This is a genomic window from Shewanella sp. SM29, assembly GCF_025654245.1.
In the GTDB taxonomy this organism is placed as follows: domain Bacteria; phylum Pseudomonadota; class Gammaproteobacteria; order Enterobacterales; family Shewanellaceae; genus Shewanella; species Shewanella oncorhynchi.
On record NZ_JAKKRN010000012.1, the window covers coordinates 17,256 to 34,231 of the forward strand.

General features: G+C 44.9%; 19 protein-coding genes. 11 read left to right on the plus strand and 8 right to left on the minus strand.

Going from position 1 to position 16,976, the window contains the following annotated elements; genetic code table 11:
- Window position 1 precedes the first annotated feature (1 nt).
- Complete coding sequence (locus L5L77_RS10150; RefSeq protein WP_173246972.1) at window positions 2-1,369, minus strand: MATE family efflux transporter; 1,368 nt, start codon at window positions 1,367-1,369, stop codon at window positions 2-4.
- A 224-nt stretch (window positions 1,370-1,593) separates the two neighbouring features.
- On the opposite strand from L5L77_RS10150, the gene L5L77_RS10155 reads away from it, so the two are divergent.
- The 4 genes from L5L77_RS10155 to L5L77_RS10170 all read left to right on the plus strand — a co-directional run bounded on the left by L5L77_RS10155 (window position 1,594) and on the right by L5L77_RS10170 (window position 5,526).
- Window positions 1,594-1,884, plus strand: a complete 291-nt coding sequence (locus L5L77_RS10155) for a co-chaperone GroES (protein ID WP_006086113.1) — start codon at window positions 1,594-1,596, stop codon at window positions 1,882-1,884.
- A 57-nt stretch (window positions 1,885-1,941) separates the two neighbouring features.
- Window positions 1,942-3,579 (plus strand): chaperonin GroEL, encoded by a 1,638-nt coding sequence (gene groL, locus L5L77_RS10160; RefSeq protein WP_011847850.1) that lies wholly within the window; start codon window positions 1,942-1,944, stop codon window positions 3,577-3,579.
- Window positions 3,580-3,984: 405 nt separating this feature from the next.
- Window positions 3,985-4,221 (plus strand): type II toxin-antitoxin system antitoxin HipB, encoded by a 237-nt coding sequence (gene hipB / locus L5L77_RS10165; RefSeq protein WP_263181791.1) that lies wholly within the window; start codon window positions 3,985-3,987, stop codon window positions 4,219-4,221.
- Window positions 4,222-4,224: 3 nt separating this feature from the next.
- On the plus strand, window positions 4,225-5,526 hold the full coding sequence (locus tag L5L77_RS10170) for a HipA domain-containing protein (protein WP_263222673.1): 1,302 nt from the start codon (window positions 4,225-4,227) through the stop codon (window positions 5,524-5,526).
- Between the two features lie 628 nt (window positions 5,527-6,154).
- On the opposite strand, the gene L5L77_RS10175 is transcribed toward L5L77_RS10170, so the two are convergent.
- Both L5L77_RS10175 and L5L77_RS10180 read right to left on the minus strand, forming a co-directional pair.
- Window positions 6,155-6,604 (minus strand): hypothetical protein, encoded by a 450-nt coding sequence (locus L5L77_RS10175; RefSeq protein WP_263222675.1) that lies wholly within the window; start codon window positions 6,602-6,604, stop codon window positions 6,155-6,157.
- 123 nt (window positions 6,605-6,727) lie between these two features.
- Window positions 6,728-7,051, minus strand: a complete 324-nt coding sequence (locus L5L77_RS10180; RefSeq protein WP_263222677.1) for a hypothetical protein — start codon at window positions 7,049-7,051, stop codon at window positions 6,728-6,730.
- A gap of 921 nt (window positions 7,052-7,972) precedes the next feature.
- On the opposite strand from L5L77_RS10180, the gene L5L77_RS10185 reads away from it, so the two are divergent.
- Complete coding sequence (locus L5L77_RS10185; RefSeq protein WP_263222680.1) at window positions 7,973-8,536, plus strand: hypothetical protein; 564 nt, start codon at window positions 7,973-7,975, stop codon at window positions 8,534-8,536.
- A gap of 119 nt (window positions 8,537-8,655) precedes the next feature.
- Window positions 8,656-9,042, plus strand: coding sequence for a carboxymuconolactone decarboxylase family protein (locus L5L77_RS10190; protein WP_219253638.1), 387 nt, complete (start codon window positions 8,656-8,658; stop codon window positions 9,040-9,042).
- A gap of 158 nt (window positions 9,043-9,200) precedes the next feature.
- Here the strand turns inward: L5L77_RS10190 and L5L77_RS10195 are convergent, their stop codons facing one another.
- On the minus strand, window positions 9,201-9,452 hold the full coding sequence (locus L5L77_RS10195; protein WP_006083102.1) for a DUF2999 family protein: 252 nt from the start codon (window positions 9,450-9,452) through the stop codon (window positions 9,201-9,203).
- A 358-nt stretch (window positions 9,453-9,810) separates the two neighbouring features.
- Between L5L77_RS10195 and L5L77_RS10200 the strand changes: the two genes are divergently transcribed.
- From L5L77_RS10200 to L5L77_RS10210, 3 genes are all read left to right on the plus strand, one after another.
- A complete protein-coding gene (locus tag L5L77_RS10200; RefSeq protein ID WP_263222682.1) occupies window positions 9,811-11,325 on the plus strand; it encodes an ATP-binding cassette domain-containing protein in 1,515 nt (504 codons plus the stop codon).
- A gap of 542 nt (window positions 11,326-11,867) precedes the next feature.
- Entirely contained in the window at window positions 11,868-12,164 is a 297-nt protein-coding gene (locus L5L77_RS10205) for a DUF134 domain-containing protein (RefSeq protein ID WP_212600126.1), read from the plus strand.
- Window positions 12,161-12,676: a NifB/NifX family molybdenum-iron cluster-binding protein gene (locus L5L77_RS10210; RefSeq protein ID WP_212600127.1), complete on the plus strand. Its 516-nt coding sequence runs from the start codon at window positions 12,161-12,163 to the stop codon at window positions 12,674-12,676. The genes L5L77_RS10205 and L5L77_RS10210 overlap by 4 nt, the downstream gene beginning before the upstream one ends.
- A gap of 19 nt (window positions 12,677-12,695) precedes the next feature.
- Here L5L77_RS10210 and L5L77_RS10215 read toward each other — a convergent pair whose 3' ends face one another.
- The 3 genes from L5L77_RS10215 to L5L77_RS10225 all read right to left on the minus strand — a co-directional run bounded on the left by L5L77_RS10215 (window position 12,696) and on the right by L5L77_RS10225 (window position 13,998).
- A complete protein-coding gene (locus L5L77_RS10215; RefSeq protein WP_263186720.1) occupies window positions 12,696-13,040 on the minus strand; it encodes a thioredoxin family protein in 345 nt (114 codons plus the stop codon).
- A gap of 34 nt (window positions 13,041-13,074) precedes the next feature.
- The gene (locus L5L77_RS10220) at window positions 13,075-13,251 is read right to left on the minus strand and encodes a hypothetical protein (protein WP_212600129.1); all 177 of its coding nucleotides are present in this window, start codon (window positions 13,249-13,251) and stop codon (window positions 13,075-13,077) included.
- 93 nt (window positions 13,252-13,344) lie between these two features.
- On the minus strand, window positions 13,345-13,998 hold the full coding sequence (locus L5L77_RS10225; RefSeq protein WP_263222683.1) for an excalibur calcium-binding domain-containing protein: 654 nt from the start codon (window positions 13,996-13,998) through the stop codon (window positions 13,345-13,347).
- A gap of 411 nt (window positions 13,999-14,409) precedes the next feature.
- Between L5L77_RS10225 and L5L77_RS10230 the strand changes: the two genes are divergently transcribed.
- Window positions 14,410-14,796 (plus strand): PadR family transcriptional regulator, encoded by a 387-nt coding sequence (locus L5L77_RS10230; protein ID WP_105251375.1) that lies wholly within the window; start codon window positions 14,410-14,412, stop codon window positions 14,794-14,796.
- A gap of 1 nt (window position 14,797) precedes the next feature.
- Window positions 14,798-15,748 carry a hypothetical protein gene (locus L5L77_RS10235; protein ID WP_263222684.1) on the plus strand — a complete coding sequence of 317 codons (951 nt, stop codon included), beginning with the start codon at window positions 14,798-14,800 and terminating at the stop codon, window positions 15,746-15,748.
- A gap of 147 nt (window positions 15,749-15,895) precedes the next feature.
- On the opposite strand, the gene L5L77_RS10240 is transcribed toward L5L77_RS10235, so the two are convergent.
- The gene (locus L5L77_RS10240; protein ID WP_263222686.1) at window positions 15,896-16,711 is read right to left on the minus strand and encodes a transporter substrate-binding domain-containing protein; all 816 of its coding nucleotides are present in this window, start codon (window positions 16,709-16,711) and stop codon (window positions 15,896-15,898) included.
- Window positions 16,712-16,976 lie beyond the last annotated feature (265 nt).

Genomic DNA, 16,976 nt, shown 5'->3' on the forward strand with positions numbered 1-16,976 from the left:
TTTACCCCTCGCTAATGGCGTTTGCGGTCGTGATCTTTGTGGGCTCACAGATCCGCTGCGCCAGCCAATAACAGGCAATTCCCATCAAAATATTGGTCACAGGTAGCGCGAGCAGCAGGCCTTTAACGTCACCTATATACGATCCCAAGGCTGCTAGCGGCAGCATGAGCAGTACTAAGCGGCACAGATTGATGACTAATGAACTCATAGGCCTGTGGTAGGCATTGAGCGAGGTCGCGACAATAATCACTATACCTAAAGGTCCGTAGGCGCAGGGCAGCACTAAGATATAAAAACTTAGCCATTCGATAACCTGCGGATCGGTACTGAATAAATGCGCGATAGGCTCGGCTAAAAAGATCAGTGGGATATAGAGTAAGGTTTGGAAAATAAAGATAAATTTTATCGATAATAGCAGGGCTTCTTTCGCTCTGTGTGGCTGTCCTGCCCCTAAATTTTGCGCAATAAAGGGCATTAAACTCGACGACAGTGCCATCACTACGATTAATAGCACTGACTCTAATCGAGTACCGGCACCAAAGGCTGCTACGGCGCTGTGATCGATATGCGCCAACATGGCCATAATAATGGCATTGGCTAACGGATTGATTAAATTCATCAAGGCGGCGGGTTGTGCTATATGGGCTAGTTTGCTCCAGTTCGCGCGCATTCTGTCTATGTCAAAGGCGGCCCATTCGAGCATTTTGCGCCTGACAATCAACAAATATCCCGACAAAGATAAGGCAATCAACCAAGCAAACAGGGTTGCAATTGCGGCGCCTTGGATTTCTAAACGTGGAAATGGCCCAATACCAAAAATCAGTAACGGATCGAGGATAAGATTGATGAGCGCCGCCAGCGCCATGATCATCGCCGGCGAGCGGGTGTCGCCAGTGGAACGTAAACCTTGATTGCCTACCATCAACAATACCAGCAGCGGTGCGCTGACATACCAGTAAATCATATAGTCGTGGATCAGCGGCAAGCTGTCATCGTTTGCCCCGAGTAAGCGAAACAGTGGCGTAATAAAAATGCTACCCAGAGCGGCTAAACTGGCGATCAAGACAAATGTGAGCAATAAGGCATCATGCAAGAACACTTTGGCCTTGTGGGCATTACCTGAACCGATAAGTCGACCTAAATTGGTCGAGACTCCAGCGCCAATACCAATGGCGATGCTCGAGATCACTAAGGTCACCGGAAAGGTAAAACTGATGGCGGCTAAGGCTTCAGTGCCCAATTGGCTGATAAAAAAAGTGTCAGCGAGGCTGAAACCTAGAATGGTCATAATGCCAATTAAGTTGGGGAGGCTCATGTTGAGCAGTACACGACCAATTGGCGCGGTGAGCAGCCCGTGTCTGTCTTTCATGGAAAAATAGTGCCTTGTTAGCGAGCGGAGGCGAGATTCTAGCAGGATTGTGCGGACTTGAAAAAACCGACATCAAAAAATTGAAGTTTTTTTTGTAAATGCCCTTGGATCTCGACACTGTCAGCCCCATATCTCAGACAGCAAAAGAGCAGACTAAGGTGTCTGTTTTTTTAATCACAAATAGGCTCGATTGTAGGGCATCAAATCATTAGGAGAGTTCATAGATGAATATTCGTCCATTACATGACCGCGTAATCGTTAAGCGTCTAGAAGTTGAATCAACATCAGCGGGTGGCATAGTACTGACCGGTAGCGCCGCTGAAAAATCAACTCGCGGTGAAATCCTTGCTGTGGGCAATGGCCGTATTTTAGAAAATGGCACAGTTAAGCCACTGGATGTCAAAGTGGGTGACGTGGTGATCTTCAACGAAGGTTACGGCGTTAAGAAAGAAAAAATCGACGGTCAAGAAGTCTTGATCCTGTCGGAAGCTGACCTGATGGCAGTAGTGGGTTAATCCTCAGCATCAATTCGACATTCCAATTAATCATTAAAAATTTAAAGGATAATCAAGATGGCAGCTAAAGAAGTTGTATTTGGTAATGACGCTCGCGTAAGAATGCTGGCTGGCGTAAACATTCTCGCAAACGCAGTTAAAGTGACCTTAGGCCCTAAAGGCCGTAACGTGGTATTAGACAAGAGCTTCGGCTCACCACTGATCACTAAAGACGGTGTTTCTGTTGCCAAAGAAATCGAGTTAGAAGACAAATTCGAAAACATGGGCGCGCAAATGGTGAAAGAAGTTGCTTCTAAAGCCAACGACGCCGCCGGTGATGGTACTACTACTGCAACTGTACTGGCTCAAGCCATTGTAGTTGAAGGCTTAAAAGCCGTTGCAGCCGGTATGAACCCAATGGATCTGAAGCGCGGTATCGACAAAGCCGTTATCGCTGCAGTTGCTGAATTAAAAGCCTTATCACAACCTTGTGCAGATTCAAAAGCGATTGCCCAAGTTGCGACTATCTCTGCAAACTCTGACGAATCTATCGGCGAAATCATCGCAACTGCGATGGAAAAAGTCGGTAAAGAAGGCGTGATCACAGTTGAAGAAGGCCAAGCGTTAGAAAACGAATTGGACGTAGTAGAAGGTATGCAGTTTGACCGTGGCTACCTATCTCCATACTTCATCAACAAGCCAGAAACGGGCAGCGTTGAATTAGATCACCCATTCGTGCTGTTAGTAGATAAGAAAATCTCTAACATTCGCGAACTGTTACCTATCCTTGAAGGTCTGGCAAAAACCGGTAAGCCATTGCTTATCGTTGCTGAAGACGTTGAAGGCGAAGCATTAGCAACATTAGTTGTGAACAACATGCGCGGTATCGTGAAAGTGGCTGCTGTTAAAGCACCTGGCTTTGGCGATCGTCGTAAGGCAATGCTGCAAGACGTAGCAATCCTGACTGGCGGTACTGTAATTGCTGAAGAAATCGGCCTAGAGCTTGAAAAAGCAACGCTGGAAGATTTAGGTACAGCTAAGCGTGTTGTGATCACTAAAGACAACACCACCATCATCGATGGTAACGGCGAGCAAACACAAATTGCTGCTCGTGTAAGCCAAATCAAACAACAAGTTGAAGAATCAACGTCAGACTACGACAAAGAAAAACTGCAAGAGCGTATGGCTAAACTAGCTGGCGGCGTAGCAGTGATTAAAGTTGGCGCAGCGACTGAAGTTGAAATGAAAGAGAAAAAAGCCCGCGTTGAAGATGCTCTGCATGCAACTCGCGCTGCGGTAGAAGAAGGCGTGGTTCCTGGCGGCGGTGTTGCTCTGGTTCGCGTAGCTTCTAAGATCGCTGAAGTTGAAGTATTAAACGAAGACCAAAAACACGGTGTGGTTATCGCACTGCGTGCAATGGAAGCGCCACTGCGTCAAATCGCCACTAACGCGGGTGAAGAAGCGTCAGTTGTTGCTAACACAGTGAAGAACGGTAGCGGTAACTTCGGTTACAACGCTGGCAACGACACTTACGGCGACATGTTAGAAATGGGTATCCTTGACCCAACTAAAGTGACCCGTTGTGCATTGCAATTCGCTGCGTCAATCGCAGGTCTGATGATCACTACAGAAGCTATGGTTGCTGAGATCCCACAAAATGCTAGCCAAGATATGGGCGGTATGGGTGGGATGGGCGGAATGGGCGGCATGATGTAATTTTTGCTGGTCTAAAACGTTGATTACGGCGTTGCAGCTCGCTCACATACACACAACGTATGCTACGCTCACAGCGCCTTGTATTGAACGTTTTATCCTGCGCAAAAACGTCTGCGGTCTTTAGCTTAATCGCTTAAACCTAAATTGTTGTAAAAAATGAAAGCCCCGACACTGGAAACAGTGTCGGGGCTTTGTTTTTAGTCTGGTAGCTTGGGCAAGTTTCAGGTGTACTTAGCTACACTTTTTGGGATTTAAGCACTGAAATGACCACAAAAGTGTAACATTGTACACTTTTGAGTGGCTTGTCATTTTCAACAATCCAAAAGTGTAGTTCTGTACACTTTTATATTGAATAGGGCTGGTTTTAGGACTAAGGTGTATGAAGTTACACTTTTGGAGATGATTATGGCATCACCGCTAAATCAACAATCCCTCGGCTTGTTAATTAAAGAGCGAAGGAAAAGTGCTGCTCTTACTCAAGACGTGGCAGCCATGCTGTGCGGCGTAACCAAAAAAACGCTGATCCGAGTTGAAAAAGGTGATGATGTTTATATCTCAACCGTATTCAAAATCCTTGATGGTCTGGGGATTGATATCGTTTCGGCTCAAACCAGCGACACCGAAACTAACGGCTGGTATTAACCCATGAGTACTTCCAAAAAGCTCACGTTAGAGATGCACCTCGGTGATTTAATTATCGGGGAATTATCCTTTGATGCGACGACCGACACCTTTGCCGTACATTACACCAAAGACTGGCAACAGAGTGGATTCCCACTATCCCCAACAATTCCCTTAGATGGCATAGGAAGTAGCAGTCAGATATCGATGTTTTTGGTTAACTTATTACCGGAAAACAAAGGATTAGATTATCTAATTGAATCGCTTGGCGTCTCCAAGGGAAATACCTTTGCCTTGATCCGTGCAATTGGCCTCGATACCGCAGGTGCTGTTGCATTTGTTCCTAAGGGGACTTTGCTGCCTGAAACACAATTACGGCCAATTAAGGCTGAAGAAGTTATTCAGCGAATTGAAGATCCCACAATGTGGCCGATGGAAATTTGGGACGGCAAACCTCGACTGTCGGTAGCGGGTGTACAACCTAAATTAAACCTGTTTTATAACGGTGAAGAATTTGCATTTGCCGAAGGCGCGCTTTCATCAACCCATATTGTTAAATTCGAAAAATATCGCCATTTAGTGCTCAATGAATTTATGACGATGCGCCTAGCTAAGGCGATTGGAATGAATGTGGCTAATGTTGATATCGTTCATTTTGGCCATTACAAAGTACTCTGTGTCGAACGCTTTGACCGACGTTATATGCCAAATGAGCAAAGGGTATTAAGAAGGCATATTGTCGATAGCTGCCAAGCACTTGGTTTTAGTGTTAGCAAAAAATATGAACGTAATTTTGGTTCAGGGCGTGATGTTAAAGATATTCGTGAAGGGGTAAGTTTTAACAGGCTCTTTAGTCTTGCTGCAACATGCCGTAATCCAGTGGCTGCTAAGCAAGACATTTTGCAATGGGCGCTGTTCAATTTACTGGCCGGTAATGCCGATGCACACGGTAAAAACTACTCATTTTTTATGACGCCAAGCGGAATGGAGCCAACTCCTTGGTACGATTTGGTCAGCGTGGCTATGTATGAAGATTTTGAACAACAGCTTGCGATGGCAATTGATGATGAATTTGATCCAAACAGCATTTACGCGTATCAATTGGCTGCATTTATTGATGGCTTAGATTTACCAAGGAATTTATTAATCAGTAACTTAACGACAATAGTGCGAAGAATACCACAGGCAATAGATGGTGTGATTTCAATGCTCCCGGCCCTCGATGAGAGTGAAACAGTATTTGTGGCTCATTACAAAGCGCAGTTGCTGGCGAGATATGACCGTTACCTTAGTTTTGCCGCCGAGATCAGGGATGTGGAAGTGTAGTGCTAGCTACATCTTATCAGCCAGCGTTAATTTCGCAGGGAAGGGGGTACTCCTGTCACCTTCGCTTTATTTGTTAATCTATAGAGTTGGGCATATCCCATAATTCTTGATTGCTTTTAAAAGCAAAATCAAAGTCGTGGGGCTTCACCCCCTGATTTTTAATTAAGAGTCGACCAAAAGGGGAAAAGCGCCTGTTCCCCTTTTGGAAATCCCCCGGCGTCCCTAGCGAAGTTACATGCATTGGTTAGTAGCTTCGTGCTTATTCGAAAATCGCTAACGCTTCCGATGGTACATCCTGTACCCCGAAAGCTACGCAGACGTCCTGTCTGCGTCACACGCCATTCTTTCAATAAAGAGTCTTCAACGCCCCGCGGCAACTTCGCAGGGGAGGGTGAACTTCTGTAGTCTCGGTGTCTGTTGTTAGATCCAAAAGAGTTATGCCTGCCCCATCTTTGTCGCAGGTATTTTTTAAGCATGTTATTCCCCTTGGGATGCATTGCCTCACGGCAGAATTGAGCGCCTCACGGCGGGTTAAAGTGCCCACGCTTCACAGCGTTTGCGGGCTTGCGGTTTATAGGTATACGGGGATTTTAGGCGGGAGAAAAGCGTACCCGTTAACGGGTACTTATTATAAAGATTTCAATTCATCTGGTATATCAACATTAAAGTATGAAAAACTAAAAAGTAAACGTTCTTTAATAATGTGAGTATCATCTTTATCAGTAAATTCTTTTATCTCGGAGATCACTTGCTTTAGTATTAAGTTGAAATAATCTTCATCGAAAGCTTCTACCTTTATCTCTTTTCTTGTTAAGTTTTCTACCTCGAAAAAGCCAAAGTGCTTAAGAGCACAATATGCCATATAAGCGAAATCTAACGATATAGCAAGTCTCAGGGATTTTAAATTCTCTTGGTTTAAAATCACCCCAGCCTTGAAGCTTAAATACATTACTAATAAAGTAACGTTACATGGCAATATTGCCCCTTTTACAATAACTTCTTTTAAATCAACTTCATTGAGTTCATCCAAAGCAACGTTTTCATTGTTTTTATCAGAAAAGTGTCTTTGAGAATTCAAAATAGTACCAATTTTATCGAAACCCTGATTAACTGAGTGAGGAATGATTTTTACGTCATCAGAGAAATCATTAATTTTTGAACTTAACTCTTTAGTTATTATTAAAAGTGCATTACTTGCGGATTAAACATCCTTTGCTGATAAGTTAATTGTTGTTGCAGTTCCCTTGATATCGTTAAAAGACTTTGCTAAATCACTATTTGAATGAACAGCATAGAAAATGGCAAAGACCGCCAAAATTAATGAAGAAATTGTCGCCGCAAATGATACATAAGCAACTATCTGTACGTTTTCAGCAAAATTTGCACTAGATAAATATACTATCAAGCCAACTAGAATTAGCACTATGTAAAAAAAATGAATGCCACTTTTTTCAACAAACTGTATATAAATAAGTTTTTTAAAGCTGTAATTTTCTTCTACTTCACTGTTAGATGTTTTTTTCACTTTTTATCTCCAGCAACTTTTATTTCAGCACATTACTGTCATCGACTCCTAAAATCAATATGTTACTCTGTTAACTCCTTGTTTGAATGATCAAAGTTTTGTTTGATAAAATATTCCCCTTAACTACCTCATTCATATCCTTCATCACATAATCCAGCGGCACCAGCTTTGCCAGTACGATGGGGCTGATATCCATTTCGGCGGCCACAACGAATGATAGTCGCATTACCTAATGCGGGCACAGCCACATTTTGTAACGTGTTTGACGTTGTGGCTATCCTTCTGCTTTATTTATTGGCTTTTTTAACGCTGATTACAATTCATATTGATTGATGGGACTTGGCTTTTAATAGCATTAACATAAAGCCTGAATTTAACGAGCCATCCATTGTTAAATTTGCAGAGTGTATGCTTGTAAAAAGGCATGCAGATAACTGGATAGTTGGTTGGATTAAGCATTGGCATGTATGTGACCGTTGACGGCATGGCCGCTCTTTCATATCTGACCCATAGGGATATGGGAAATGTCACTATGATGTCTGGAACATCATTGACCATGTGATCGCCGCATTTGCACTTCCGAATGCAGCAGATGCCGTCGTCGACCCCTCATGGATACTTCTTGTGAAATAAAAGGGGTGGCGCGTCACTGGAATGACAGTGCTTAATCATCAGCTTCCGCTGTTAAGCAGCAAACGAGCAGTAAAAGAATCTAACGAGCCATCCATTGTTAAATTTGCAGAGTATATGCTTGTAAAAAGGCATACAGATAACTGGAAAATTGGTTGAATACTAATATATTGGCAGACATTTAAGCTGAACAAAAATAGTGGGTTAAGCTCTTATTCTCAATTACAATGCACTATTTTTATTCGCTAAATGCGGCATTAAACGAGCAGGAAACCCAGTATGAATATCCCAATGATTACCGCGCTTCAGAGTGCTATTACCGAAGCGCTCGCGAGTATACCAACCGCTGAGGCGGAGCAGATCTATGCATTGTCTTTCTATATCAACAACGAATATGACGATCCCCGTCTGCCTACGCTGACAGTCGGCTATAACACAGTCGACGAGTGGCATGCCTCGATTCCAAAGGCTTCTAGCTCTGACGAAGCAAAATGGAACTATGCCTTCTGGCTTCAAAACGAACTCCTCGTCTTTGGGGATTCTGACTCTCAGACTGCGGATATCTTAGCTCGCTGGGTGGCCGATCTCGGTCTCGGGTACAGTGATGCGGAGGAAGATGTCGATTTTGAGCGCTGCCTTGAGCTTGGTCAGGAGATAACCGAGCAATTTGTAGCTGCAGTATGTGTTGTCGCTTCTACACTCCATTCCAACTTAACCGTTAGTCGCGTTTTCGGTCGTTCGGTACCCATCATAGTTCACGAGCTCGAGTACTATAACGAGATCGCAGATCAGACAGAGGCCTGTAACCCTCCCAGACTCGCCGAAGAGTTCGTTGCTTGGGTGCGCTCAATCTAACGTTGGTTATCAGTTATAGGTGGTAAGGATATAGGGCAGATTGGTTGGCGGCGGTTCAATAAGTCTAATCGCAGAGCTTAATCACATAGCTTAATCACATAAGAAAAAAGGATGCATCGATGAACGATGAGCAATACGAGAAGGGGCTTGAGGTGCGTCGTGCTGTGATGGGCGATAGCTATGTGGATAAGGCGCTCAATAGTGCGACGGATTTTACGCAACCGCTGCAAGATTTAGTTACGGCCAATTGCTGGGGTGAGGTTTGGGTGCGTGATGCCATCTCAAGGCAAACGCGCAGTTTGATTACCATAGCGACGCTGGCGGCATTAAAGGCGCCGACTGAGTTAAAGGGCCATGTGCGGGGCGCGCTAAACAATGGCTGCTCGGTTGAAGAGATCCAAGAAGTCTTACTGCATTGCACCGTTTACTGCGGTATGCCTGCAGGGATTGAGGCTTTTCGAGCGGCGAAAGAGGCGATTGAGGAGTGGCAGGCGCAAAACAGTTAGCTCACTTGGTACTATCATTTTGAGCGTCAATGGCTTTGAGGTTTAGTTGCTGTCAGATTTAGTTACTTTGCGGTTTAGTGGTTTTAACATTCGCTAGGGGAGCTGAATTACGCGTATTCCCCTAGCGCATGATGGCTACAAACTTGAACAGTCTGCGCTTATTTTTGCAGTTGGGCTTTTGCGGCTTCTACTTTTGAGAAATCCAAACCGAGTTCAAGCACGGCTTCTTTGATCAAGGCCGGTTTTTGCATCACTAGGCCCAGCAGTTGTTGTAGTTTTTCGGCTGGGATGCCTAATTGACCGAGCGTACCCATCGCCATTAATGGATTTTCGGTTAATGTTTGAAACAGTTCTTGGATTTTAGCGTCACTGACGTTGTGTTCTTTTAAGATGGCAATAATGGGATTCATTGCATTACCTTGTTGATATGAAAGTTAAACAGGTGCCGATTTTATCACAGTTCTGCCAGAGTGGTTGCCTCACACATGCGTACCTGTTGGATGTTGCCACGCTTTGCCTATGCCATTAAGCGCATTAGATTTTATTCCCAATAAGCTTTACTCTGGTGTCGTATTCCCCAAAATCTGCCGATAAAAACCTGAGCGACTGTCGTGCATCGTGAGCTATTGCATTGGATATTATGGCTCTAGATATCATGACTCTAAGATATTGTGGCTCTAGATATGATTGCCTTAGATATCATGGCGCAATGCGATTGGGTAATCGCTGGCTTTTATCATCCCTTAAAAATAGAAAGGAACTGTGGTTATGCTTGATGTTGTCGCGAACCAAGACAAAAGTATTGTGGTTAAACAGTTACGATACGGGCGTGATAATGAGGTGTTAATCGTCGATGAGTGGCAACTGCACCCTGCAGAACACTGGGCGATTTTCTCGACCGATAGCTATTGTGGTTCCTTGCTCGGGCGAATATTAACGGGTGATATTCTGCCCGATGAAGGGACGATTTCTGGCTTGCCGCAACGTATCGGCTGGGTGTCACTTGGGTTGCAGCAAGCATTGCTGGAGCGCGAGTTAGAAAAAGACGAGTTGGATTACGGTTCGAGTGTCGAATCCTTAGTATTGGAATGCTGCCAAGATACCAAGCAACTCCCAGCATTATTACAAAAGGTTGGGCTTGAGCCTCTGCGTCGGCGCGGTTTTCGGCAATTATCCACGGGCGAAACGCGCAGAGTCATGCTGGCACGTGCACTGGCAATGTTACCGCAATTGCTGATTTTAGATGACCCTTATGCTGGCCTCGATGTTGAACATCAGGCGAGTTTATCTGAGCTGCTGAGTGAAGTGGCTGAGCATACTCAGTTGCTGATCATCACCTCACGCCAAGAAGAATTGCCGCCGTGCATCAGCCATGTAGCGCTGTTTAATGGCGAGATGCTGAAATCGGGGCAGAGTGTGCACAAACTCAGCCCGTCGATGTCGATTGAGCAATGGCATAATCATCCCGTGATGGCGCAGCTGAATGCGTTATCGGCACAGCGTAGCGATGAACTCTTGGCCTTGATGGAGCGGCAAAGGCACAACGCCGAGGCGTTTGATCCTCTGGTCGAGATTAAAAATGGCAAAGTGGAATATGTCAGTGGGCTGATTTTCAGCGGCGTGAATTGGCGCATCGAGGCGGGGCAACATTGGCAAGTTCGTGGCCCAAATGGCTGCGGTAAAAGCACTTTGCTGGGACTGATTTTAGGCGACCATCCCCAATGCTATAGCAATGACATCACGCTCTTTGGCCGACCTCGCGGAAGCGGCGAGAGTATTTGGCAGATTAAACAACGGATTGGCATAGTATCGTCGGCGCTACACTTGCAATATCGCGTCAGTTTCTCGGCATTAGATGTGCTGCTTTCGGGCTTTTTTGACTCTATTGGCCTGTACCATAAACCCACTAAACCTCAGCTAGATTTGGCGAAGGAATGGTTGGCGATTCTGCACATGACAGGGCTGGCGAGCACAAGCTTTAAGAAGCTCGATTATGGTCAGCAGCGGTTACTGCTGATAGGTCGCGCCTTGATTAAACAGCCACTGTTACTGATTTTAGATGAGCCGTATCAGGGCTTAGATTTTATCAATCGCACCTTAGTGATGCGGGCGCTGGAGATGATAGCCGAGCATCATCTGAGCCAATTGCTGTACGTGTCTCACCATAGGGAAGATGCCTTACCTGCGATTAAAAACTTTGTCGATTTTATCAAGCAAGATGACGGCTATTCGGTACAGGTGAACTACTGTGAGTCTGAGGATTTAACCCGTTTAAATCAGTAAATGCCACCTATCGTAACAGCTTAACGGCTGCTTATTTGTTTGCAGAGTTTGTCATTATCCCTCGGCACTCCAACACAGGTTAAAATTGACTTTACAGGGCGCTAGCCATTGAGTGTGTTAGTCACGCTCAATGGCAATATATCTGTGGCGCGAAAGATTTTCGTATTCCAGTGAAAACTGAGATACACCACATATCGATAATGAGGGTATCGCCCTAGTGTTTTATCCCCCATTCGTCAGACAGCAGTTCTGTTAATTAGTCATGCTTGATATAGGTAACTGTGAGCCGTCTTACAGTTTTGAATGTCGTTGGCGCGAATAATAGTTTCTGGCCTAGGCCAAAAACTCGTAACAGTTTTATGGTTCATCCACTGAACTTATTCATCAAGTCAGTTATCACGCTTGAGAATCCAGAGCTATGGACTCCCTTAGCTAGATGAGCCCTAGATGAGCCTTAGTGTCGTGCGCTGTAAACAAGATGTGCACTAAGACCTAAAACACGATTTCAAGACATTTAAGACGACATAAAGATAAACACATATATGCCAAGACCCAAAAAATGCCGTCAATTATCGAGCTGTGTGCCCTGTAGCCTATTTAAGCCTAATGGGATCCCTGCGGTTAAATTAACTCATATTCAATTAGAGGCCGATGAGTTTGAGGCCCTCGAACTGGGTGACGTTAAAAGATTAAGCCAGATCGATGCCGCTGCCTTGATGGGGATCTCTCGGCAAACCTTTGGATACCTTCTCGCCAATGCCCGTAAAAAGGTGGCGACGGCTATCACTCAAGGTCAAGCCTTGAGGTTGCCAACCCAAACAGACAAGGATTTATCATGATTATTGCCATGCCTATGAGCCGCGAACGCCTCGCCAGTCACTTTACTAAAGCCCTACAAATTGGCTTTTATAATGAACAGTTTCAGCTGATTAAGCTGGTCGATAACCCGGCAATTGAGGGTGACTGTAGTGCTAAAAAAGCCTTATTAGAGCTGATTATTCAACAAGGTACCGACATTGTACTTGTGCAGAATATCGGTGAGCGCATGTTAGGAAAGTTGCTAGATGCGGGGATTAGTGTGAGCAAAGGCAGTGCGAGTCAAACAGTGGTGACTTTACTTGCACAAACGGCTGATCTTAATCTTAGATTGACGGATGCATCCCAAGGCCGCGCTTCACTCAAACATGCAGCCAAGGGCGGATGTTGCCACTCTACAGGTGACGGCTGCGGTTGCAGTGGTAAAGCTAAAGCAGCACCTAGATCAACACGTCTTATGGGCATGCCCGCAGCACAGGTTAAGCTTGATCAGTCAGTGCATTACGCTGGGTTTAGACCCTTGGTAAACAAATAATCTCACTGTCTAATTTGGATTATTCCGCCACAGTTAAACCATAGGGGCGGGCAAGCGCCCCTCGAATATCCGCTAACGAAAATACCTTGGAAAACCGTCCAAAGGTTTTGCCATAAAACACACATTCCACTACAGGTAAGGCAAATACATTGCGGCTCGCCGCTATCTCACCTTGGGCTTGGCAATCAATATAGGCCATCCGTATCTGCGGGAACTCTTGCGCCAACATCTCAGCAATTCTCGGTTTGAGCGTTTGGCACACACCGCAGTCCAGCGCGCCAAATAACAACAGCACCGCAGCATGCTCGGTTAACAAGGACTCCAGCATCTCAGGTGAATCCATTTCGATGATATCAGTGTGCATGCGTTACCATTTGGAAGTTGTGATAGGTATGAATTCATGGGCTAGTTTGCGTATTTCTAGGGTTAAAGCCAGCCATTTTTACCACGCTACTACCGATAAATTGACCAAGGTAGAATAAGCCAAGCATGAGAAGCCCGATACTGGCAGCAATCACTCCGATTTGCTGTATGCCTGTCAGGCTATCTCGCCATTGTTTTAGATTATTTATCATTTCACTACTAGCTACTAGCTACTAGCTACTAGCTACTAGCTACTAGCTACTAGCTACTAGCTACTAGCTACCTGCTCATCATATGTCGCATCGCTAACTGCACCACTGGCGCTCGCAGGGAATGCCATCACCGTTACCATCCATTTGAGTATTGGGGCAATTTTGGATGTAGAAAGTCGCCTCAGCACAGGAGCTCATGTGGCTGCAATGGGTTTTACCCGCTTCACATTGGAAACTTGGTGTTGCCGTTGCTTGTGTTCGCGCTTTAGTTTCATACATGGGCATTGGCTGAATGTCATCATTCGTGAGGACTGGGGCTTCATCGATTGCAGGATCTTCATTGAATTCTTGGTATTGTTTAAAGCCAAAGATAACGATGGCCACGATTATTAGCAGCGGGATTATCGTATTAAAGGACGATTTTCGTGAGTTATGGCGATGCGCTTTGTCTTTGTTATTGAAGTTGAAGTTTTCATTGCGTGATTGGATATGAGAGTGGGAGCGTGTTGTTGCACTCGCTGCAACGACTGCGACGCCTTCAATCGAGGCGATAACCGCTTTTCTTTTGCCGTCATTTTGCACTTCCGTTTGAAACAGAATGCTGTCGCCCACTATGGGTTTTCTCGCCATCTTTTTCAGCACTGAAATGTGAATAAACACATCTTGGGCTGCGTTTTTTTCAGGCTGAATAAAGCCAAATCCCTTTTCATCGTTCCAGCGTACCAGTACGCCTCTATCCATGAGCATTTTCTATGTCCTTAATTTAACGGCTTAATATTTTTAGTTATTGAATATCAATACTTACTTGAGTCGTGCCTATTTATCTCTTTTAAGGAGCAAACCGTACTTAGGTTGACGAGTCAGCGATTCAATGTTGGCAGCTAAGTTACTCAAGCATAGGAAGTTTTGCAATTTTTTATCTTGAATTTGCTTATGTGTGACTCATTCGCATTGAGTGTATGGCGGTGGGGAAATGTGAGCACTTAGCAGAAACGGTTGGCATTTTTGTAAATTAAATACAAACAATAGATTGCATTAGTAACAAACAAAGTGATCAAAAAATGTGCGTAAAAACTTGCAATCTTACTGTGTGCTACATAGTATTTGCTGTGTGGCGCACAGTGTGTGTGACACAGTGTTAAGGATAGGAATTCGACAATGACAAGTTCACAGCTAGTCAAAATGCGACTCGAGTTGCGCCGTGGGGTATTAGTGTTGGCGGTACTGGGATTATTAAAACAAGCCCACTACGGTTATTCGCTCCGCAAACAGTTGCAGGAAGGCGGTATCGATATTGACGAAGGGACTCTGTATCCCTTAGTGCGCCGCCTAGCCGATCAAGGATTGTTGGATAGTGAGTGGCGACAGGCCGAAGGGCGTGAGCGTCGTTATTACCAATTGTCGTCATTGGGGGCTGAGTTGCTCAGTCAACTTACCGATGAATGGCAGCAACTTAATGGCGCCTTGGCTTTTTTACTGGAGCAAAGCGCTGACACTAATGGCTCTGATATGAAAAGCTCAGACGAGAGTGCAGAGGAGATTTGATATGGAATTAGTCGATCGCTATATCGCCGCGGTGCAGCGAGAATTGCCCGAGAATAAACGTCAGGAAATTGGTCGTGAATTAAAAGCTAATATCTGCGACCAATTGGATGCCCTATCTGAACAAGGCGAATTGACTGAAGCGCAAATTGTCGCGGTATTAAAGCAAATGGGTCATCCCTGTAAGGTCGCGCAGCAATTTGTTCCGGCAGTGCCTATTATTGCCTCTGAGGATATTCCGCTTTTTAAACATACACTTTTCACTGTGCTTGGGGTCTTGTTTGTGCTGCAGGTTGTGGGCGGCACGACTCAATGGTTGGACTCTGCAGAGGGGGATCTATTAGGATTTATCCACCATATTGCCAAAGGTTTTATTGGCGATGCCTGTCTTGCCTTTACCGCTATCCTGTTGGCCTTTTGGAGTTTCTCGGCTCAGGGGAAACCCCTATCTGGCAGTAATTGCCAAAAATGGCAGCCGCAGAATTTGCCTAAGGTTGGGCCCGGTTGGCAGCATATTAGTTTAAGCGATGTGTTTACCGATCTGGCGACATATCTTTTTCTCTTACTTGTGATCTGGTGTTCTGTGTGGATGAGTAGCGAGCAATTAGCCGCGCGGACTGTGATTTTCAGCGCCAGTGCTCAGCAATTGTTGCAATGGTTTAGCCCTATTATTTTGCTGTCTATGGGGAATAGTCTCTGGCAACTACGCCGCCGAGTGTGGACTACTGAATTGTTACTGGCGAATATGGGGATCAATCTTGCTTATGCCTCGTTCTTAGTCTTTCTGGCCTTTAGTTCGCCACTATTACAAAACCAAGGAGCTGAATTAAATGGGGAGTTTACGTTATTACAGTTAGAACATTGGCTAAGTTATACTCTAGTGATTGCCGCTATGTTCCCTGGCTATGAGGTGATTCGCGATGGGTTGCGTTGGCGTAAACTCGCAAGCAAATAAGTAAGGTTTAACCTAGGTTTTGTAGGTGAGTTTTATTCACTTTTTCATCGAATACATGGCCTGTTCAGTATGATTGAACAGGCTTTTTACATTAGTGCCATCTTCTGTGGAGAAAAGTAAGCCACGACTTTTACCGTCGATGCAGATTTATTCTGGGGTATCGCCATTATTCATTTCATTATTAAGCGATTTTTGGGCCTGTTGTTTGTAGGTGTCAAATATGCCTTCTTGCTTCATCTGTTTTAGCTCACGAGCAAGATTAACGGCGAGTGCCGCGTGACGTTTATTTAAGTAACCATAGCTGGTGAGTTCTTCTAGGGTGGCAATCGCGATTATTTTGCTGCCTTGAAACTCAGGCGTTTGTAATAGATCCAATGAGCTTGCCTCCGTATCAATATAGATATCGATTCGGTCGCGGAGCATTTTACGAAAGGAGCTCGCGGGGGACGAAGATTCAGTCAGACGCTCCTTAGGAATGAGTCCCTTTAGCTTTTGTTCTGCGAGGAACACGCCTCGATAGTATTCGATCTTGTATCGACTCTTTTGCAGCGCTTGCCAGTCAGGTATTTTGATTTCGGGATTGTGCGCGAAGGCAATTAAATGGGTATCGATAACCGGTTCTTCAATTCGAATGAGGTTGGTAAACTTTTCGCCATAATGAGATACACGCCCCGGCTCACCATCCACTTTACCTGAGTCCGCCATCATACTGGCGCGGGCTGCGGGAACCACTTGATAGGAGAAGTCATATCCTAAGCGTTCAAAGGCTTGGGCGTAAATCAGTTCAGCCCATTTAAAGTAGAAGTTATGTTTGGGGTCCTCATAAAACGCCATCGTAATGATAGGTTTATCAGCAATCATCGCTGTGGTTTCTGCTGTTGATTTGCTGGTTGCATGAACCGAGACACAAAAGAAAAGGCCTACCCACACACTCCAAATGTGCATATTGCTCCATCGTTGCATAGCGTGTCTCTAAAAGTGTTGAGTTATTTAGAGTATAGCTAGCCTGATAAATGGGTTCATTTTTATTCAAGCAAGATTATTTCATTTCCATGATTTCGCACTAACACACGGTTGAAATGTGATCTACTGGCGGACATTTTGTCCTTTTGGGTTTAAAAATGTGCGATACGGCACATAGAAATGATATTTGCCTGTATTTTGCTGGTTTTTTATTCATCAGAGTTTGAGCTTGATCGGTTTTTTGCTTGTAAATAAGGCGTTAAAT